This window comes from Moraxella sp. FZFQ2102 (assembly GCF_024137865.1).
Lineage (GTDB): Bacteria > Pseudomonadota > Gammaproteobacteria > Pseudomonadales > Moraxellaceae > Moraxella.
Genome location: NZ_CP099960.1, coordinates 39644 through 58068 on the forward strand (window position 1 = coordinate 39644; position 18425 = coordinate 58068).

An 18425-nucleotide genomic window follows, 5' to 3' on the forward strand; every position below is an offset into this window, starting at 1 on the left:
GATCAACTGGGGGTAAAATTTTGCTCATGAATTTGTAATTTTACCAATAAAAAACCGATGATTTGACTCATCGGTTTGACATATGAAGTTTTTGGTATTTAAAAATCACTTCAACACAGTCAAAGGATCGACATAGACATTGTTACGCGCGACACGGAACTCAAATAAGGCAACACCGCCGCGCTGAGCTTTCATACCGGCGATGCGCTGTCCTTGATTGACAGTATCGCCTGATTTGACGCGCGCATCTTTGATATACACATAGCTAGAGACGAAGCCGTCGGTATGCTGAATTAGGATCGTTGATTCTGCCACGCTGTCTTTATCGACATGAATCACTGTGCCTGCGCGTGCTGCGTTAATGGCATCGCCTTCTTTGCCTGAGAACCACATCCCGTTCGATGAGACCATTTGTCCATTGATGTTATGCGTGCCGAAACGGCGTACGACAGGGTTGCTTGTGCCGACAGGATAGCGGAACTGCATCACGCCTGAGCTGCCTGTGGCAAATGGTGCGGTACTGGCTGTTGGTGCAGCGATGGTTGGTGGTGTACGCGGTGCTGGCTGTGGTGCAACGGTCGGCGTGGTGGTGCGCGTTGTCGTTTGGGTGGTTTGGGTTTGGGCGCGTGGCGTTGTGCTGCTGCGCGTATTGCGATCGCGTGCGCTGACACTGCCTGTCCATAGCGTCAGCCATTGCCCTGTGTAGATGGTGTAATTACTGTTCAAATTATTCATACGACCGATTTCGCGCCAGTCTAATCCATAACGCTGTGCAATCTTACCCACAGTATCGCCTTGCTTGACTTGATAGCGATTTGGCACGCCCTTTTTGTCCGTGATGACTTGAGTGCTGCGCGATGAGCCGCCTTGACCTGTTGAGCTGTTATAACTGGGCTTGCTGGCGCACCCTGCTAAAACACAAGCCATCAAAACCGTCGCCGTCGTTGCCATCTTCATCGAATGAGCCGACTGAGTCACTGCGCGCATTGTTTTCTCCACATCACTTTTTATTAAAATAACACAAAAATCAAATCTTTATCCAAACGCCGACGGCTGTCAAAATCACAACCTAACATTGGTTCGGTATTGTAACATGATGATCAATAACACAAAACCCGCCAAATGGCAGGTTTTGTATCTTTTTGTCAATTTGTTTTACAGCTTTTCAACTATATGGCTTCACGCTTGTGTCGCAACTGGTGCTGTCAGTGCAGGATCTTTTTGCTTCACCAAAGCGTACGCCACGCCTGTCAGTACACTACCTGCTGCGATCGCCACCAGATACATCAAGGCGTGATTGACCGCACCAGGGATTAATAACACGAACACACCACCATGCGGTGCAACCAAAGTAATGTCGAACAACGCCACCAATGCACCAGTCAGCACGCCGCCTGCGATACAGCATGGGATGACACGCACAGGGTCTTTGGCAGCGAATGGGATCGCCCCTTCAGAAATAAAGCACGCGCCAAGCACCATCGCCACTTTACCAGCATTGCGCTCGTTATCGGTGAATTTTTTGGCAGCCAAGATGGTGGCAATACCGATACCGATCGCAGGTACCATACCCCCTGCCATCGCTGCCGCCATCGGAAAATAGCTTTCTGATGTCAATAAGCCCACCGAGAAGGCATAAGCAGCTTTGTTGATTGGACCACCCAAATCAACACACATCATGCCTGCCAAAATCATGCCCAAAATCACCGCATTCGCCGTACCCATATTGGCAAGGAAATGCTCCATTTGGCTTAATAGATAAGCAACAGGCGCGCCGATGACATAATACATCGCAAGACCAACCACTAGGCTACTTAATAATGGAATGATTAAAATCGGCTTCAATGCTTCCATCGTTACAGGCAGCTTCAGCTGTTTGGCAAGAAATAATGACACATAACCTGCCAAAAAGCCTGCCGCGATACCGCCCAAAAAGCCTGCGCCCAGTGTGCCAGCCAGTGCGCCACCGATCAGACCTGCCGCCAAACCTGGACGATCGGCGATCGAATAGGCAATATAACCTGATAATAAAGGCACCATCAAGCCAAAAGCAGCTTTACCTGTACCCATCAGAGCCGCTGCCAATGAACCTTCTTGTTCAAAGGCATTGATACCAAAGACAAACGACAGCGCGATTAACAAACCACCTGCCACGACCATCGGCAACATATATGACACCCCTGTCAAAAGGTGCTTATAGACGCCTGCTTTTTGGGTGCTTGCGCCATCGGTTTTATCAGCACTTGCTGATTTGGCACTTGCCAATAATTGCGCGGTACTGATGGCATCATCGAATGCTTTATCGGTCTGCTTGAGCGCCACGCCTGTACCACAGCGATAGACTTTTTTACCAACAAATCGATCGGTATTGACTTCGATGTCTGTCGCCAAAATCACAAAATCTGCGCGATCAATGCTGTCTTGGGTTAAGATATTTTTTGCACCCACAGAACCTTGGGTTTCGACATCAATGCTATAGCCGCGACGCTCAGCACCAAGCTTCAGCGCATCTGCCGCCATAAAAGTATGTGCAACACCTGTTGGGCAAGCGGTGATTGCCACAAAATGTAGTGGCTTATCAGTGGCTGTGCTTGTCGGTGCAGTTTGATTATTAAAAATTTGCTGAAAATAGCTATCTGTAAAAGCACTGCCATCATGCTCATTAGCATTAATCACGATGCCATCTTGGCGTGCTGATGCATGATCAGCGATAAAAATACGCTGTGCATCAGATGCGCTATCTGCATCGATGATGGTCGCGCTGATGCCTTGTTGCAGCAAGCTTTGCTGAAGTTTTTTTGCCAATAATACGCCATGCGCTGATGTGCTGATGACGCTGATGGCGACTGCTTGGGGAAGTGGATTTTGCATTGAAAAATCCTTAACAATAAATGAAAAATAATCTTGTTTAACTGATGATAAATTTATCTAATATTTGGCTGTGCCAATCGTCACTGAATTTGTACTTGCGCGATCAATGATTGCAACTCATCGGTATTGGGCACACCAAAACCAACGATACTCACCGCGTGCGCTGATAATGCCACCGCTTGACGCAAAACAGCACTAGGATCAGCATCGGATAATAGCCCAAAAATCATGCCCGCAACCAAAGTATCGCCAGCACCAACTGTGCTTTGTACCTGCATCACTGGGGGCTTAGCAACCAAAACTTGGTCTCGATGCAGCCAATTGACACCATGCGCACCCATCGAAATCACAATGTGCTCAATATTGGTATTCAGATTGGCGAACAGTGCGCGCTGCGCATCCAAAGTATCTGCCTGCACACCAAAAGCATCCGCCAATTCATCTTCATTGGGCTTGATCAGCCACAGCGGATGGTTGATTGCGATTTTTAGCGCATCACCACTGACATCGACAGCAATTCGATCATTGACATCAGTCAAAATCTGTAGTAACTCTTGAAAATCGTCTAGTGAGAATCCAGACGGCAAACTACCCGCAACAAGCACTGCATCACAAGTTTTGGCAAGCGTGCCTACTTGATCGAACAAGGCTTGAATATCTGATGCGCCCACGATAAAGCCTTTGCCATTGACATCAGTCGTTGTGCCGTCATCGACAAGCTTGACATTGGTGCGCGTCTCGCCTGCCACGCAGATAAAATTGTTGTTCAAGATATCGCCGCGTGCGGTTTTTTGGCTGAATAATTTCTTAAAAATTGCATCATTATCCGCACCCAAAAACCCAGTCGCATGGCAAGTCAGCCCAAGTTCGCTCAGCACTTGCGCCGAATTGAGCGCCTTGCCCGCTGCATCGACTTGGACACGGCTTGCGCGATTGACTTCACCCAGTGTCAGCTGATCAACCGTCATGGTCATGTCAATCGCAGGGTTTAGCGTGATGCACAAAACTGACTTACTCATGCATCACCATCCATCGACAAAGCGCGCACTTCGCTTGCTGTTTGGCACTCTAGGGCGCGTGTGGCAAGGTTCTGTGCTGCTCTAAAGCTCAGCGTACGCACCAAGGCTTTGGTCAAGGCGATACTTGAGCCTGACATCGATAATTCATCGACCCCTAAGCCAAGCAAAATCGGCACAGCTTTTGGATCACTGGCAAGCTCACCACAGACGCCGACCCATTTGCCATGCTTGTGCGCCGCTTCGACAGTCATTGAGATCAAGCGCAAAATACTTGGGTGCAAACCGTCAGCATCCTTAGATAATAAAGGATGACCGCGGTCAATCGCCAACACATACTGCGTCAAATCATTCGTGCCAACACTGAAAAAATCCACTTCACGCGCCAACTGATCTGCCATTACTGCCGCGCTTGGTACTTCTAGCATGATGCCGACTTGTAGCTTATCATGCGGATGCTCTACCAATACTTCATCAAGAATTGCGCGCGCCGCTCGCCACTCTTCGATGCGACCGATCATCGGGAACATAATACGCAGATCACGACCTTTTGACGCTAGGATCAATGCGGTTAATTGATCGCGTAAAAATTCAGGACGACTTAACAATAATCGCACGCCGCGCAAGCCAAGAAATGGGTTTTCTTCGCTTGGCATCGGTAGATATGGCAACGCCTTATCCCCACCGATATCAAGCAAGCGCACCACCAATGGGCGACCATCCAGCGCATCAAAAACTTGTTCATAATCAGCGATTTGTGTCTTAACATCAGGTACTTGTGAATGCGACATGAATACAAGCTCGGTGCGCAATAGCCCCACGCCTTCAGCACCATTTGCCACGGCATTGGCAGTATCACTGACATTGCCGATGTTCGCAGCGATCTCGATTTGATGACCATCTGTCGTGATCGCAGGTTCGCTCGCGTACTGTAATGCTAAGCGTTTTTGTTCGCGGCGTTCGATTTGTGCTTGTTGGCAATCTTGGATCAAGGTTTGGCTTGGCTCAACCACGAACCAGCCTTCACCACCGTCTAGTAGCACAGGCGTGCCATTATCAATTGATAACACGCCTTGACCTGCACCAACCAAAGCAGGAATACCCAAAGCGCGCGCCACGATGGCACTGTGCGAGCTTGCACCACCCACTGCAGTGATGATACCTGCCACGCGCGCAGGATCGAGACTTGCCACATCCGATGGCACAAGGTCTTCTTTGATCAGTACATACGGATTATCAGGCGCGCTTGGTGGGATTTTGCCAAGCAGTTTGTACATTACTTTTGTGCCGACATCGCGCAAATCTTGGGCGCGCTCAGCCATTAGGGCGTTATTCAGCGATGCTTGAGTTTTTGCCAATTGTTCGATAAATGCGTGCCACGCCGCTGGTGCTGATTGCCCTTCATCAATGCCATCTTTTGCGCCATAGACTACTTCTTCATCTTCTAGTAATGCGATGTGCGCGGTGAAAATCTGCGCAATGTCAGCATTGGTCGCACTGGCAACCAGTCCTTTTAGATCGAACTTCACAGCATTGATCGCAGCGATGAGTTTCGACATCTCTTCAGATGGCAGCTGCCCTGTCAGTGGATAGCTTAGGCGTTCGACTTTCGGCGTATAAGCTTCGCCGACCGCCAAGCCATGTGATGCACTGACCGCAGGCGTCTTAGTACCATAGGCAATGATGTCTTGGCTTGGCATAACTTGCAGCGGATTCGTCACTGTGCGTGCAGCTTGTACATTCTCGCCAAGACCCGCTTGCACCGCGGCGATCAGCTTCGGCAGATGCGCCACTGCATCGGTATTGGTTTCGCCGATGAAAGTTAGGGTTTGACCTTTTTGTGCACCCAATGACAGCAGGCGCGTTAGGCTTTTGGCTGAGACGAACGCACCGTCATCGACAGCGACTTTGATCTCGCCTGCGACAAGCTTGGCAAGGTCAGATAACGCCGTGGCAGGACGCGCGTGCAAGCCATGCTCATTCATCAGCACGACGCTTTCGCTTGGCCAGTCGGCTTGTGATTCGATGCCAAGCAGATTATGCACCGCCGTGCGATTGCCTGTTTGTAGCGCTTGGATCAGATTTTCATCGATCAATGCGTCAAGTAGCCATGATAATTTGGCACGATCAATGCTCGGTGTCGCACTGATCACCGCCAGCGCTTCACGCGCATTGGCAATCAATGCCATCGCCGATTCTTTGACCGCAGGATTTTCTAGTACCACACAGTGCATGGCGTGGCTCAGTGCCGTCGGCTGATGTGCTGGCATCAGTAGCGATGTGATCATGCCTTGTGACTTTAGTAGTGTTAAGCCCTGTAGATACAGCTCATCGATTTGACTTGCGGCACTATCAGTTTTGATCAGGTTGTCCTGTAGCAGCAAGCTTGATTTGGTGACTAGCGCATTGACAATATCATCGGCTGTCTTAGCATCGCGAATCTGCTCGCTGATGTCATCACCAAGCGCGCGCGTCAAGCTCTGTAAAATCTGCAAATGCTCATCAGACTGTGCCGCGATCACCACCGCTAGATACACTACATCACCTGCATCATTCCACACCACGCCATCAGGAAAATGCACCAAGCGCACACCTGTCTGCAAAATGCTGCTGCGTGACTTGGGCGTGCCGTGCGGAATGGCGATGCCCTGCCCTAAGTAGGTCGATGATTGATTTTCACGATCTTTTAGACCTTGTAAATAGTCAAGCTGCGTCAATCCATCGGCGTGTAAAATCTCACTGAGCACCAGCAGTGCTTCATCTTTGGTGCGGGCAGTCGCCTGCATACGCACATTATCAGCGGTTAGGCTAAGCATTGTCACTTTTCGTTACTCTATCAGTCGTCATGCCTTGGGCAATTCTTTGGCAAAATTAGTGTTACATTATTTCAAATAACTTATAAATTATTCAAAAACGGGTGATTTTAGCATATTTTTCATCGAAGGTTAATGCAGGTTTTGTAATTGTTGAGTTTGAACATGAAAAAAGACAAATTCTGAGCTTAGAATTTGTCTTGGATTTGCTTTTTGTAAAATTTGGCTTAATAGTCGCCATCAGCATATCAGCCAAGCAGTGGCTTTGCCATCGCCAAATACAAAATGCCCACATACCCCACCGCAGCGATCATCATGCCCGCTTTGGCTTGTGATGGCTGTACAGCTTGATTACGCAGTGCTTTGATGGTTGCTGATACCGCAACAACCAGCAGTACAAGCTTAGCGATCGCCCAATGCTGCACGCCCGCCACTTGATACAGCTGCCAAAACAACCACAAGCCCGTCAGCATCAGCAGCGTATAGATCAGATGGCTTGCCCCTGTGATCATCGCCGATCGCTTGGCGGTCTTACCCATCCAAATCGGCAGCGCTTGACACACAAAAATGATGAGCGTCAGCACCGCAAGTAGCATATGAAAATGTTTCATCGCGCGCCTTATTCGTAGATCACTTCTAGAATTTCAAACTCAGCCACACCGCTTGGGGTTTGGATTTTGGCTTCGTCGCCTTCTGATTTGCCGATCAGACCACGCGCGATCGGTGAATTGACCGAGATTTTACCAGTTTTAAAATCCGCTTCATCATCGCCGACGATCTTGTAGCGGCGTTTTGCGCCATCGTCAAGGTTCTCAAGCTCAACTGTCACGCCAAACACCACACGACCATCTTGTGGCAATTTGGTCGGATCAATCACCTGCGCACCGCCAAGCTTCGCTTCGATGTCACGAATGCGTGCTTCGCACAGACCTTGCTGTTCGCGTGCGGCGTGGTACTCGGCATTTTCTTTTAGGTCGCCATGTTCGCGCGCTTCAGCGATGGCGATGGTGATGCGTGGGCGTTCTACAGTTTTAAGTTGCTTAAGCTCTTCTTCAAGCGCTTGGTGTCCTTGCGGGGTCATCGGATAGCGTTGCATAACTTTTCCTTGCAGTCTCACTCTGTGAAATCAAAATTAAAAATCAAATGCAAAAAAGCTTGCCAAACTTTCATCTGGCAAGGCTTTAGATTTCGTTAATTGTCCGCTATTGTACTTGGTTTTTTAAAAATTGCAAGCGATTTGATGTGCGCAGTTTGTAACTGATTTTGGCTTAATTTTAATGTGTTCAGTTAAGTGCGATAAGCGTTCAAAATCGCTTGTTTTAGTTGCAGATACGCCACCGATTGTACAAAATCATCATCTTGTGGCAAACAAAAATGATTCGCCAACACTGCAGGAGCACCCTTTAAGACATAGATTTCATCGGATAATTGTAACGCTTCATCGATATCATGAGTGATGAGCAGACAAGTTAAGCCTTGTTTTTGGCGAAACTGCGTGAACCAATCATACATCTCGGTCTTAGTCACGAAATCCAATGCCGAAAACGGCTCATCAAGCAGCATCAGATCGGCATTGGATAGATAAGTGCGTAGCAATGCCGCGCGCTGGCGCTGACCACCTGAGAGCTGATGGGGGAATTTATCCGTCAAGCCATCTAGTCCAAAGATTGGTAATAATGGCTCAATCTGCGATCGTATCTGCACTTTGTCTTTACCTTGTAAAGTCAATGGCAGTGCAATATTGTCATAAACGCGTTTAAACGGCAGCAGCAAGTCTTTTTGTAGCATATAGCCAACTTGCCCTGTTAGACCTGTGCGCTCCATCCCATCAATCAGCACCTGCCCTGTACTTGGGCGCAACAAGCCTGCTGCGATGTCAAACAGTGTCGTCTTGCCCACACCGCTTGTGCCGATGATGCTCACCACCGATCGCGGCATCACTGACAGTGTCAGATGCTCAAAAATCGCTACGCCATCACTGCCAAATCGATGACTGATGTCATCTAGCTGTAGTTTTGGTACAGACGATACAGGCGACATCATTGCATTATGGCAAATAGTCATTGGTCACGCCTGCTTGTGGTGGCAGCGGCTTATCTGTCAAGCCCTGCGCATTCACCCAGCCAAAGAACCGATCCCAACGCGCATAGTCAAATCGCCCCCAATCGCCTTGATCATCCAGATATAAACCAGACAGATAAGCTTGGCTTTGCTTAGCAAGCTCAGGATTGATCTCAGGCGCGTGCCTGAGTAGGATTTCGGCACTTTGTTCAGGATTGTTGGCAGCGTACAGATAGCCTTCTTTGATCGCAGCTAGGGCTTTTTTGTATTTGTCTGGCTGCTCTTTGAGCGCATCGGTATTGGCGATGAGAATCGGAGAATAATAGTCAAAAACAGGGTTTGCGTCTTTTAGATAAAAAAACTTCGTATCCACACCTTTAATCTTGGCGTGAATGCCGTCCCAACCATAATAGGTTAGGATAAAATCAAACTGATCCATGCGCAGCGCCATCGTCGCGTCAGTCGCTTCACCAGGGATTTTGTTCAATGGCGCACCAACCACCGCCGCCACTGTCGCATCATCGATCGGATCTTCCCATGTCGAATATCGCCTACCGTGCAGATCTTGCGGTGTGTTCGCGCCCAAGCTTGCCAAAGATAATAACCCTGCGCTGTTATGCTGAGTGATGGCAGCAATCGCGGTAATTGGCTCGCCTTTGTTCAGTCGTTTGACCATATTTGGCTGAAAATACACGCCCAAATCCGCACGATGATTGGCAACCAATGTCGATGTGCTGTCTTCACTTGGTTGTACGATCGTAGCATCGATGCCTTGCTTGGCAAAATAGCCATTTTCGATCGCGACATACAGCCCTGTGTGATTGGTATTCGGCGTCCAATCAAGCGCGATGACCAACGGCTCAAGCATCTTGCCATCGGCGCTGACAGCGGGTTTGTCTTGGCAGGCGCTCAAGGTAGCCATCGCCAATAACAGCGCGGCAGGTTTTAGCCAAGTGGTGGGTTTTAAGCCTGTTTTTTTACCGATAAATTTCATCATCATTACACTTAAATTTATAAAATTATTTAACAAATTGATACGCCATCACGCGTTTTTCGCACCATTTGACCAGTGCGATTAACAATAAAGTCAAGCAACTGATCAAAAAAATCACCGCAAACATATTATCAAGCTCATATGATTTGCGCACGCGCGTCATATACACGCCAAGCCCATGATAACCGCCAAGCCACTCTGCCACCACCGCTGATATTAAGGCATAGCTTAAAGCAACTTTTAATCCTGTAAAAAAATATCCCATCGCCGACGGTATCTTTAGGTGGCGATAAGTCTGATAAGTCGTGGCATTCATCGAGCGAAACAGATTGAGCGCATCAGCACTCACCGAACGATAGCCATCAAGCAGCGCAATGGTCATCGGGAAAAATACCGACAGCACCACCAGTACCACTTTTGGCGCGATACCGTAGCCAAGCCAAATCACCAATAGCGGCGCAATCGCGATCGTTGGGATGGTTTGATTCAGTAGCAGTAGCGGATAGACACTTTGGCGAAAAATGCGCGACAAATCCATCAAAATCGACAGCACAAAGCTTAACACCAAGCCAATCAGCGTACCGATAAACGCCGTCGCAAGCGTATATTTGGCGTGCATGGCAAGCAGCGGCGCATCATCGATCAGCGCCTGTATGATCTGCCATGGACTTGGCAGCAAATAATCAGGCACAAGTCCCGCACCAATCACCGCTTGCCACAGCACAAGCAAAGCCAGCACCAGCGCATAATGCCGTGCATAGTGGCGAATCAGACGAAATGGGCGAATGGTCATGATGGGTAGCTTAGCGATTGGTGAAAATGGCGATAAAATTGTGCCATTTTAGCATATTTGTCCCAGCTTTATGCATAAGCTTATCATAGCTTTGTAACTGCTAAATATCATGGTACAAAAAACAAAACCCCAAACAGCTTTTGGTTTGGGGTTTTGGGGTTTTGGGGTTTAAGATTTACGATTCGATTAAAGTTGGCGCTTAATATCAAACTTCAATCAAGCACTTGGCGCATCAGGCTGATTGGCAGGTGCAGCTTGGATAAAGGCATCTAGGCTTTGGCAATTTGTCACAATGCGATTAATGGTTGGATATGCGCTCAAATCCACTTCAAAGCGCTTGGCATTGAACACCTGTGGCACCAAGCAGCAGTCCGCCATCGTTGGCGTATCACCATAACAAAACTGCCCTGCGTGCTTGTTTAATTCTGCTTCTAGCGCGCGAAATCCTTCGTGAATCCAGTGTGCATACCATGCATTTTTTGTCGCTTCATCGACACCCAGCTCACCTGTTAGATATTTTAGCACGCGTAAATTATTCAATGGATGAATCTCACAAGCGATCAGTTGGCTAAGACTGCGCACGATAGCGCGCCCATCACGATCACTTGGCAGCAGTGGCACAGATGAATCAAGCTCATCAAGATATTCGATGATCGCAAGCGACTGCGCCAACACCATGCTGCCTGTTGTGCTGTCAATCTCAAGGCTTGGCACCAACCCTTGGGGATTTTTGGCAGTATAAGCAGCGTCTTTTTGTTCCGATTTAACCAAGTTTACAGGGATGATATCGGCGGATAATCCCTTTAGATTGAGCGCGATACGCACGCGATAAGATGCTGAACTGCGAAAATAAGAATATAGTTTCATACGCATTCCTTTTGACATATCCAATCATTTTACTAACAAATCCCAAAGCACTCCCAAGCTTTGAAACCCATCAAATTGATAGCAATACTATATCAAAAAATCACCACTTCATAACCCACAAAAACTGATAAATATTGCAAAAAAAACCATATATCAGTGATGTAAACTTCATATTGCTTATTTTGCTTGCGATGGCAACTTGGTAATGGTAAAGCCTGTAAATCCAAAAATCAGCGTCAAGACAAAGCACAGATAACAAAAGAATGCATACGGCAGATACACCACCACAGGCATCCCAGATGTCCCTGCCAAAAAGCCCTCATATACGCCCCACGGCACAAGCGGATTGATGACCGTGCCTGCATCTTCAATGGTACGAGATAGGTTTTTTGGATGTAAGCCCAGCCGCTTGTATTCAGGCAAAAACGCATTGCCTGATAATAATAAGCTTAAATACTGCTCACCGACCAAGGCATTGATGCCCAAGGATGTGAATACTGCTGCCGCCACGCCACGACTGGCTTTGGTGAGAATGTGGCGCATCCCATCAAGCAGCACAGGCAAAATACCCAAGCCCTGTCGCCACACCGCCAATCATCTTATCTTGCATGGCGTCAAATGTCAGACCTTTGACAAATCCAAACACAAGTAAGCCCAAAATCACCAAAAGCAGCGATAAATGCGGCACTCAACCCCATGCAATCATCGTCACCGATAGCACAGCCACCATCACGCCTGCCACCACCACCGCTTGAGTCGGGCTGATGGTCAATAATGCCGTGGTTTTATCATTCATATCCATATCCATATCCTTACAACTTCATGGGTGAAAATTTTGCCTAATGAGATTATCAACAAATTTATAAAAATTTTGATTTTCAAACCCCATCAGACTTGGTTGAAAAAATTTAAAACAACCATCAAGCACAGCAAAACGGCACAGTAGTTAATTTTAACAATCATCAACCATCATCCCTAATTGTAACACAGTTAATCCCTTGATTTTAAAAACAAAAAACCGCTTGGCAAATACTCACCAAGCGGCCTGATGACCAATTATTTAGCGGCATCGACATCCAAAGCACCACGGCGGATCTGATCTCGTTCAAGGCTCTCAAACAATGCCTTGAAATTGCCTTCGCCAAAGCCTTCACGATAATCGCCCTTACGCTGAATAAATTCAAAGAACACAGGGCCAAGTGCCGTTTCTGAAAAAATCTGCAACAACAGGCGTGGCTGACCACCTTCGGTCGTACCATCAAGCAAGATGCCACGAGATTGTAGCGCTTTGACATCTTCGCCATGATTTGGCAGACGCTCATCAAGCATCTCATAATAGGCATCATTTGGCGCAGTCATCAGCGGAATACCAGCAGCTCGTAGCTTGTCAATCGCACCGAGCAAATCATCGGTCAATAGCGCAATGTGCTGAATACCTTCACCGCCAAACGCCATTAGATACTCTTCAATCTGACCGCCGCCTTGCTTGGACTCTTCGTTCAATGGGATGCGAATCAAGCCATCTGGTGCAGTCATCGCACGACTGGTCAATCCTGTGTATTCGCCTTTGATGTCAAAATAGCGAATTTCTTGGAAATTGAACAATTTTTCATAAAACTTCGCCCAATAATCCATCCGCCCACGATAGACATTGTGCGTCAGATGATCCACCACCGAAAAGCCATAACCGACCGGATGGCGATCCACCCCTTCGATGAATTCAAAATCAATATCATAAATCGATTTGCCATCCTCATAGCGGTCAATCAAATACAAAGGCGCACCACCGATGCCCTTAATCGCAGGCAGGCGAAGCTCCATCACCGATGTCGGAATCTGTACAGGCTGAGCACCCAGCTCAATAGCACGCTGATAAGCAAACTGCGAATCACGCACCCGAAACGCCATACCACACGCCGATGGGCCATGCTCATTGGCAAAGTACATCGCCTCAGACTTCGGCTCACGATTGACGATAAAATTAATGCCGCCTTGACGGTACAGTAGCACATCTTTTGAGCGATGCTTGGCAACGAGCGTAAAGCCCATTTTTTCAAACAATGGCTCAAGCACATTTGGTGTCGGACTTGCAAATTCTACAAATTCAAAGCCGCACAATCCCATTGGGTTTTCGAATAAATCTGCCATAATCATTCCTTGGTTGGTTCAAAAAATAAATCCCTCGATACTTGTAAAGGATATGTGCCTTATCTTAAAATAGCGCAAGCTTATGCACAAATTGATTTTTTCTTGAATTTATCGGATTTGACCATGAATATCACCTTTCGCCAGCTCAAAGCCTTTGTCAGCGTCGCTCGTCACAAAAGCTTTACCAAAGCCGCCGATGAGCTGCACTTGACTCAGTCATCATTGAGCGGACTGATCAAAGAGATGGAAAATCAGCTGGATACTCGGCTATTTGACCGAACCACACGGCAGATGCATCTATCAGAAGCAGGCGAGCGACTTTTGCCCCATGCCCTACGAGTTATCCATGATATGCAGGTACTGGGTAATGAGATTGCCGATCTCAAGGATTTTCATCAAGGCAAAGTGCGTATCGCAGCACCGCAGCAACTTGCCGCATCTGCCATGCCTGAGCTGATTAAGCAGTTTAAGCAGGCTTATCCAGATATTCAGGTCAATCTGATTGATTGCTCTGTCGAAGATGTCATTAACTCGGTGCAGACACTAGAAGCGGATCTGGGCGTTGGTCCTGCGTTTGCTTATCATACCGATTTGTCAGCGACTGAGCTATTTTCATCGCCATTTCGCTTGGTGGTACGCCCCGATCATCCCTTGGCATCTCGCTCTGATTTGACTTGGAGTGAGATGAGTGATGGCGAACTCATCACCTTACAAGAGCCATTTGCCAACTATATCGCCGATCATCTGCCACTTGATATCAGCGCCAAGGTATTTCGCAGTGATTATGAAGTCAATTTTTTATCCACGGCACTCGGTATGGTCAAACAAGGCTTGGGTATGACGATGGCACTAGGCTATGCCAAAGCTTGGGTCAATGAACAAAATCTTGTCATGGTGCCCATCAGCGAACCACAAATCAGCTACAAATTTTTATTATACAAACATCGCTATCGCTCAACCTCCCCTGCTGTCATGGCGTTTGAAGCGTTTTTGATTAACTATAGTAAAGTGTGGCATGATTCGGTTGGGGAAATTAATAAGGTTATTTAAAATAATTATTAATCATATTGAAAATGCCCAAAAATACCATACTCTTGGGACATAGTTTAATCTGCTCTAGGTAATAAAATGCGGTAGCTTATTGGCAATACAATTCGTGAAGCTGAGCGATAAGCTGTACTACTTTTTGATCTGCCACACAATAATAAACATACTTGCCCTGTCTTTGGGTGTGAACAATCCCCGATTTACGCAAAATTCCCAACTGCTGTGATAGCGTTGGCTGTGTCACACCGGTCAAGACTTCAATCTCACCGACATTAAGAACACCCCCACCAAGTACGCAAACAATCTTCAGTCGCTCAGGGTTGGCAAGTATTTTGAGCACATCCATGACCCGTGGTAAAGCGTCAAAATTGATATCTTTATCAAACGGTTTGGATTTGTTATTTTGATCCATTGGAATCCTCAAGAGGTAGTTGGGCTATAAGCTTGGCATATTTTAACATATTTACCGTTAAAATCGACTATCATTATATAATTTTATATATTATAATAAAATAAATTGTTGTGAATTAGGAATTGAAATGCATCCGTTTTTATTAGCCCTGCTTGGTGGCGTGATGATTGGCACAGCAACTGTCGGCTATTTGCATACCACTGGTAAAGTCGTTGGCATCAGTGGCATGATTGCAACTTTGCCCAAAACCAAAATCAGCCCTGCCTTATTTTTTCTGATCGGTATTGGTTTATCCGCCCTATTGGCATCGATGTTTGGCTGGATAACTATAGATGACATCATCCTGACGGATTCAACTGGCTTACTCATCATAGCAGGCGTGTTGGTTGGTTTGGGCACGCGGCTCGGCTCGGGCTGCACAAGCGGTCATGGCATCTGCGGCATTTCACGATTATCCTTGCGATCTGTGGTAGCGACATTGACTTTTATGATGGCAGGGATATTGACCGTGCTTATGATGCGATTATTGGGTATAGTGGTGTAGGTGCATGATGAATCAATTAGCCAAAAATATCTTAGCACTTGGATTTGGACTCTTGTTTGGTGCAGGCTTGCTAGTGTCTGGTATGGCAAATCCCGCCAAAGTTATTGGTTTTTTGGATGTATTTGGTACATGGGATCCCAGCCTTGCTTTTGTCATGGTAGGTGCGATTGGGGTTGCCATATTGCCATTTAGCCTTGCCAAACGACAAGCACATACGCTGATGGGTGAGGCTTTCAGTTTGCCGACGGCGACCGTCATCGATGCTCGACTGATTATTGGTGCGATGCTGTTTGGTGTTGGTTGGGGCTTGGTGGGGATTTGCCCTGCACCTGCAATCAGCCTAGTGGGCCTGGGTCAACTGCAATCACTGTATTTTATGTTGCCAATGCTGATAACCATGTCTCTGCATGATATTCTCAATAAAGGATAATCGGATGATTATTAAAGAGTTTTTTGATAAAGATAGCCAAACCTTTAGCTATGTCGTCGCTGATGACACAAGTGGTGTCTGTGTCATTATTGATAGTGTGCTTGGCTTTGATATGCCGAGTGCTCGCACCGATACCACACTTGCCGATGACATCATCGCCTATATCAATGCACAAGCATGGACGGTAGCATGGCATCTTGAGACGCATATTCATGCCGATCATCTAAGTGCTGCCAGTTATCTGAAATCAAAACTCGGTGGCAAAATCGCCATCAGTCATCGCATTGATGAAGTACAAAGTATCTTTGGTGAGATTTATCATCTGGATTTTAAGTCCGCCAATGCAATGATGGGGTTTGATTATTTTTTTCAAGATGATGAAAGCTTTGCAATCGGTACATTATCCGCCACAGCGATTGCAACACCAGGCCACACGCCTGCTTGCATGAGCTATTTGATTGATGATGCGGTTTTTGTCGGTGATACGCTATTTATGCCAGACTATGGCACAGCTCGTTGTGATTTTCCTAAGGGCAGCAGTCAGACCCTATACCAATCGGTTCAAAAACTCTACACATTGCCGGATGTAACCAAAGTTTTTCTGTGCCACGATTATTTGCCAAAGTCTCGTGATGAATTCTGTCACCAAACCACCATTGGTACCCAAAAACAGCACAATATTCACATCAATACGACCGTCAATCAAGAACAATTTGTTGCCATGCGTGATGCCAAAGATCGCACCCTAGCCATGCCTAAGCTACTTTTGCCATCCATTCAGGTCAATTTGCAAGCGGGTAATTTGCCACAAGCAGAGGATAATGACATCAGCTATCTTAAGATTCCGTTGAATCAGTTTAGATAAATCTGTCTTGTTTGTCATTTATATCAAGCAGCAGCTGGAATTAATCTAAGCTGCTGCTTTATTTTGAGGATTCTCGTGATGCAAAGAACCTTAAGCAAGTGTAAATCTTATGATTTATTATGTAAAAATAACAAATAATCAAGAATTATGACAAAAATTTAACTTGCCATAATCGGATGAAATCAGTATATTAAGTTATCACTTGTTCATTCAGTTAATTTCACATGTGCTGCAAGTGGTGGGTTAATACACACTGTTTATGGTGTATTTTAAATGGAAAGCGGTTACATGATAACGGAATTTATCATTTAACTGAGCTAATTTCAAAGGAGTTGTTATGGCGTTTAAGCAAATTCAAGACTACACCCGTGGTTTTTATATCCCTTGCGTTTCTTTATTTGGTGCAGGTTGCGTCCAAGAGATTGGCGAACAAGCCAAAAATTTGGGTGCAAAAAAAGCATTGATTGTTACCGATCAAGGTCTGCACAAAGCTGGTGTTGCCGACACCATCGCCGAGCATCTAAAAAAAGCCAATGTGGATAGCCATATTTATTCAGGTGCCGAACCCAACCCAACTGACAAAAATGTTCATGATGGCGTGGATGTATTTAACGATCAAGGTTGTGATTTTATTGTTTCCTTGGGTGGTGGCTCATCGCACGACTGTGCCAAAGGCATTGGACTGGTAACAGCGGGCGGCGGCAATATCCGAGATTATGAAGGACTGGATAAAAGCAGCGTACCGATGACGCCCTTAATTTCTGTCAATACCACCGCTGGCACAGCGTCTGAAATGACCCGTTTTTGTATTATTACCAATACCGATACGCATGTAAAGATGGCGATTGTTGATTGGCGCTGCACACCATTGATCGCTATTAACGATCCTCGCTTATTGGTGCCTAAGCCTGCTTCACTGACAGCGGCAACTGGTATGGATGCACTGACGCACGCCATAGAAGCGTATGTATCAACCGATGCCACGCCGATTACTGATGCTTGTGCCGAAAAAGCCATTGTCATGATCCAAAAATGGCTGCGTCAAGCGGTGGCTAATGGCGAAAATATTGAAGCAAGAGAAGCGATGAGTTATGCCCAATATTTGGCAGGCATGGCATTTAATAATGCATCACTGGGCTATGTACATGCGATGGCACACCAACTTGGTGGATTTTATAATTTACCGCATGGCGTGTGTAATGCTGTATTATTGCCACATGTATGTGAATTCAACCTCATCGCCGCACCTGAACGCTATGCTGCCATCGCCAAGCTTCTTGGTGTTGACACTTATGGACTGACACCGATGCAAGCAGGCTATGCTGCCATTGATGCCATCAAGGACTTAGCGGCCGATGTCGGCATTCCAAATGGTCTGACGAAACTGGGCGTCAAAGAGCAGGATCTGGATGTCATGGCAACCAATGCCCAAAATGATGCTTGTATGCTAACCAATCCAAGAAAAGCCACGCATGCACAAGTTGTGGAAATCTTTAAAGCAGCAATGTAGAGCATCAAATATTCATAAGCCAATCTAAGAGCCTGCACCCCAAACGCTTAAGAT

18 protein-coding genes and 1 pseudogene are annotated in these 18425 nt (G+C 46.7%); 5 read left to right on the forward strand and 14 right to left on the reverse strand.

The genetic code is table 11. The annotated features are described in order from the left end of the window. Positions 1–105 precede the first annotated feature (105 nt). The 13 genes and pseudogenes from NGM44_RS00175 to hppD form a co-directional block, all read right to left on the reverse strand. Positions 106–987 carry a M23 family metallopeptidase gene (locus NGM44_RS00175; protein ID WP_253223684.1) on the reverse strand — a complete coding sequence of 294 codons (882 nt, stop codon included), beginning with the start codon at positions 985–987 and terminating at the stop codon, positions 106–108. Positions 988–1179: 192 nt separating this feature from the next. After that, positions 1180–2871 (reverse strand): fructose-specific PTS transporter subunit EIIC, encoded by a 1692-nt coding sequence (locus tag NGM44_RS00180; RefSeq protein WP_253223685.1) that lies wholly within the window; start codon positions 2869–2871, stop codon positions 1180–1182. An 80-nt stretch (positions 2872–2951) separates the two neighbouring features. After that, entirely contained in the window at positions 2952–3890 is a 939-nt protein-coding gene (locus NGM44_RS00185; RefSeq protein ID WP_253223686.1) for a 1-phosphofructokinase family hexose kinase, read from the reverse strand. Continuing rightward, the gene (ptsP, locus tag NGM44_RS00190) at positions 3887–6703 is read right to left on the reverse strand and encodes a phosphoenolpyruvate--protein phosphotransferase (RefSeq protein ID WP_253223687.1); all 2817 of its coding nucleotides are present in this window, start codon (positions 6701–6703) and stop codon (positions 3887–3889) included. The genes NGM44_RS00185 and ptsP overlap by 4 nt, the downstream gene beginning before the upstream one ends. Before the next feature lie 245 nt (positions 6704–6948). Beyond that, positions 6949–7311: a SirB2 family protein gene (locus NGM44_RS00195; protein WP_253223688.1), complete on the reverse strand. Its 363-nt coding sequence runs from the start codon at positions 7309–7311 to the stop codon at positions 6949–6951. A gap of 8 nt (positions 7312–7319) precedes the next feature. Then, complete coding sequence (gene greA, locus NGM44_RS00200) at positions 7320–7796, reverse strand: transcription elongation factor GreA (protein WP_253223689.1); 477 nt, start codon at positions 7794–7796, stop codon at positions 7320–7322. A 191-nt stretch (positions 7797–7987) separates the two neighbouring features. Beyond that, complete coding sequence (locus NGM44_RS00205) at positions 7988–8764, reverse strand: ABC transporter ATP-binding protein (protein ID WP_253223690.1); 777 nt, start codon at positions 8762–8764, stop codon at positions 7988–7990. Continuing rightward, positions 8748–9758 carry an ABC transporter substrate-binding protein gene (locus tag NGM44_RS00210; protein WP_371923556.1) on the reverse strand — a complete coding sequence of 337 codons (1011 nt, stop codon included), beginning with the start codon at positions 9756–9758 and terminating at the stop codon, positions 8748–8750. The genes NGM44_RS00205 and NGM44_RS00210 overlap by 17 nt, the downstream gene beginning before the upstream one ends. Before the next feature lie 22 nt (positions 9759–9780). Continuing rightward, the gene (locus tag NGM44_RS00215; RefSeq protein ID WP_253223692.1) at positions 9781–10548 is read right to left on the reverse strand and encodes an ABC transporter permease; all 768 of its coding nucleotides are present in this window, start codon (positions 10546–10548) and stop codon (positions 9781–9783) included. 216 nt (positions 10549–10764) lie between these two features. Beyond that, complete coding sequence (maiA, locus tag NGM44_RS00220; RefSeq protein WP_253223693.1) at positions 10765–11415, reverse strand: maleylacetoacetate isomerase; 651 nt, start codon at positions 11413–11415, stop codon at positions 10765–10767. A 177-nt stretch (positions 11416–11592) separates the two neighbouring features. Then, positions 11593–11994 (reverse strand): annotated as a pseudogene (locus NGM44_RS00225) (Na+/H+ antiporter NhaC family protein); the annotation flags it as partial. Continuing rightward, complete coding sequence (locus tag NGM44_RS00230) at positions 11963–12103, reverse strand: hypothetical protein (RefSeq protein ID WP_253223695.1); 141 nt, start codon at positions 12101–12103, stop codon at positions 11963–11965. The pseudogene NGM44_RS00225 and the gene NGM44_RS00230, both read right to left, overlap by 32 nt. 368 nt (positions 12104–12471) lie before the next feature. Continuing rightward, entirely contained in the window at positions 12472–13563 is a 1092-nt protein-coding gene (hppD, locus tag NGM44_RS00235) for a 4-hydroxyphenylpyruvate dioxygenase (protein ID WP_253223696.1), read from the reverse strand. Between the two features lie 123 nt (positions 13564–13686). Between hppD and NGM44_RS00240 the strand changes: the two genes are divergently transcribed. Then, a complete protein-coding gene (locus tag NGM44_RS00240; protein ID WP_253223697.1) occupies positions 13687–14613 on the forward strand; it encodes a LysR family transcriptional regulator in 927 nt (308 codons plus the stop codon). A gap of 88 nt (positions 14614–14701) precedes the next feature. Here NGM44_RS00240 and NGM44_RS00245 read toward each other — a convergent pair whose 3' ends face one another. After that, complete coding sequence (locus tag NGM44_RS00245) at positions 14702–15022, reverse strand: helix-turn-helix transcriptional regulator (protein WP_253223698.1); 321 nt, start codon at positions 15020–15022, stop codon at positions 14702–14704. A gap of 127 nt (positions 15023–15149) precedes the next feature. On the opposite strand from NGM44_RS00245, the gene NGM44_RS00250 reads away from it, so the two are divergent. From NGM44_RS00250 to NGM44_RS00265, 4 genes are all read left to right on the forward strand, one after another. Further along, positions 15150–15566 (forward strand): YeeE/YedE family protein, encoded by a 417-nt coding sequence (locus tag NGM44_RS00250; protein ID WP_253223699.1) that lies wholly within the window; start codon positions 15150–15152, stop codon positions 15564–15566. 7 nt (positions 15567–15573) lie between these two features. Next, the gene (locus tag NGM44_RS00255; protein ID WP_253224696.1) at positions 15574–15996 is read left to right on the forward strand and encodes a DUF6691 family protein; all 423 of its coding nucleotides are present in this window, start codon (positions 15574–15576) and stop codon (positions 15994–15996) included. 4 nt (positions 15997–16000) lie between these two features. Next, positions 16001–16861 carry an MBL fold metallo-hydrolase gene (locus NGM44_RS00260; protein WP_253223700.1) on the forward strand — a complete coding sequence of 287 codons (861 nt, stop codon included), beginning with the start codon at positions 16001–16003 and terminating at the stop codon, positions 16859–16861. A gap of 337 nt (positions 16862–17198) precedes the next feature. After that, a complete protein-coding gene (locus NGM44_RS00265; protein ID WP_253223701.1) occupies positions 17199–18371 on the forward strand; it encodes an iron-containing alcohol dehydrogenase in 1173 nt (390 codons plus the stop codon). Positions 18372–18425 lie beyond the last annotated feature (54 nt).

Coding starts and splice junctions, on each gene's coding strand:
- NGM44_RS00215 (WP_253223692.1), bottom strand. CDS start 10,548: ATGACCATTCGCCCATTTCGTCTGATTCGCCACTATGCACGGCATTAT.
- NGM44_RS00240 (WP_253223697.1), top strand. CDS start 13,687: ATGAATATCACCTTTCGCCAGCTCAAAGCCTTTGTCAGCGTCGCTCGT.
- NGM44_RS00245 (WP_253223698.1), bottom strand. CDS start 15,022: ATGGATCAAAATAACAAATCCAAACCGTTTGATAAAGATATCAATTTT.
- NGM44_RS00255 (WP_253224696.1), top strand. CDS start 15,574: ATGAATCAATTAGCCAAAAATATCTTAGCACTTGGATTTGGACTCTTG.
- NGM44_RS00195 (WP_253223688.1), bottom strand. CDS start 7,311: ATGAAACATTTTCATATGCTACTTGCGGTGCTGACGCTCATCATTTTT.
- ptsP (WP_253223687.1), bottom strand. CDS start 6,703: ATGCTTAGCCTAACCGCTGATAATGTGCGTATGCAGGCGACTGCCCGC.
- NGM44_RS00250 (WP_253223699.1), top strand. CDS start 15,150: ATGCATCCGTTTTTATTAGCCCTGCTTGGTGGCGTGATGATTGGCACA.
- maiA (WP_253223693.1), bottom strand. CDS start 11,415: ATGAAACTATATTCTTATTTTCGCAGTTCAGCATCTTATCGCGTGCGT.
- NGM44_RS00185 (WP_253223686.1), bottom strand. CDS start 3,890: ATGAGTAAGTCAGTTTTGTGCATCACGCTAAACCCTGCGATTGACATG.
- NGM44_RS00205 (WP_253223690.1), bottom strand. CDS start 8,764: ATGACTATTTGCCATAATGCAATGATGTCGCCTGTATCGTCTGTACCA.
- NGM44_RS00180 (WP_253223685.1), bottom strand. CDS start 2,871: ATGCAAAATCCACTTCCCCAAGCAGTCGCCATCAGCGTCATCAGCACA.
- NGM44_RS00265 (WP_253223701.1), top strand. CDS start 17,199: ATGGCGTTTAAGCAAATTCAAGACTACACCCGTGGTTTTTATATCCCT.
- NGM44_RS00260 (WP_253223700.1), top strand. CDS start 16,001: ATGATTATTAAAGAGTTTTTTGATAAAGATAGCCAAACCTTTAGCTAT.
- NGM44_RS00175 (WP_253223684.1), bottom strand. CDS start 987: ATGCGCGCAGTGACTCAGTCGGCTCATTCGATGAAGATGGCAACGACG.
- hppD (WP_253223696.1), bottom strand. CDS start 13,563: ATGGCAGATTTATTCGAAAACCCAATGGGATTGTGCGGCTTTGAATTT.
- NGM44_RS00210 (WP_371923556.1), bottom strand. CDS start 9,758: ATGATGAAATTTATCGGTAAAAAAACAGGCTTAAAACCCACCACTTGG.
- greA (WP_253223689.1), bottom strand. CDS start 7,796: ATGCAACGCTATCCGATGACCCCGCAAGGACACCAAGCGCTTGAAGAA.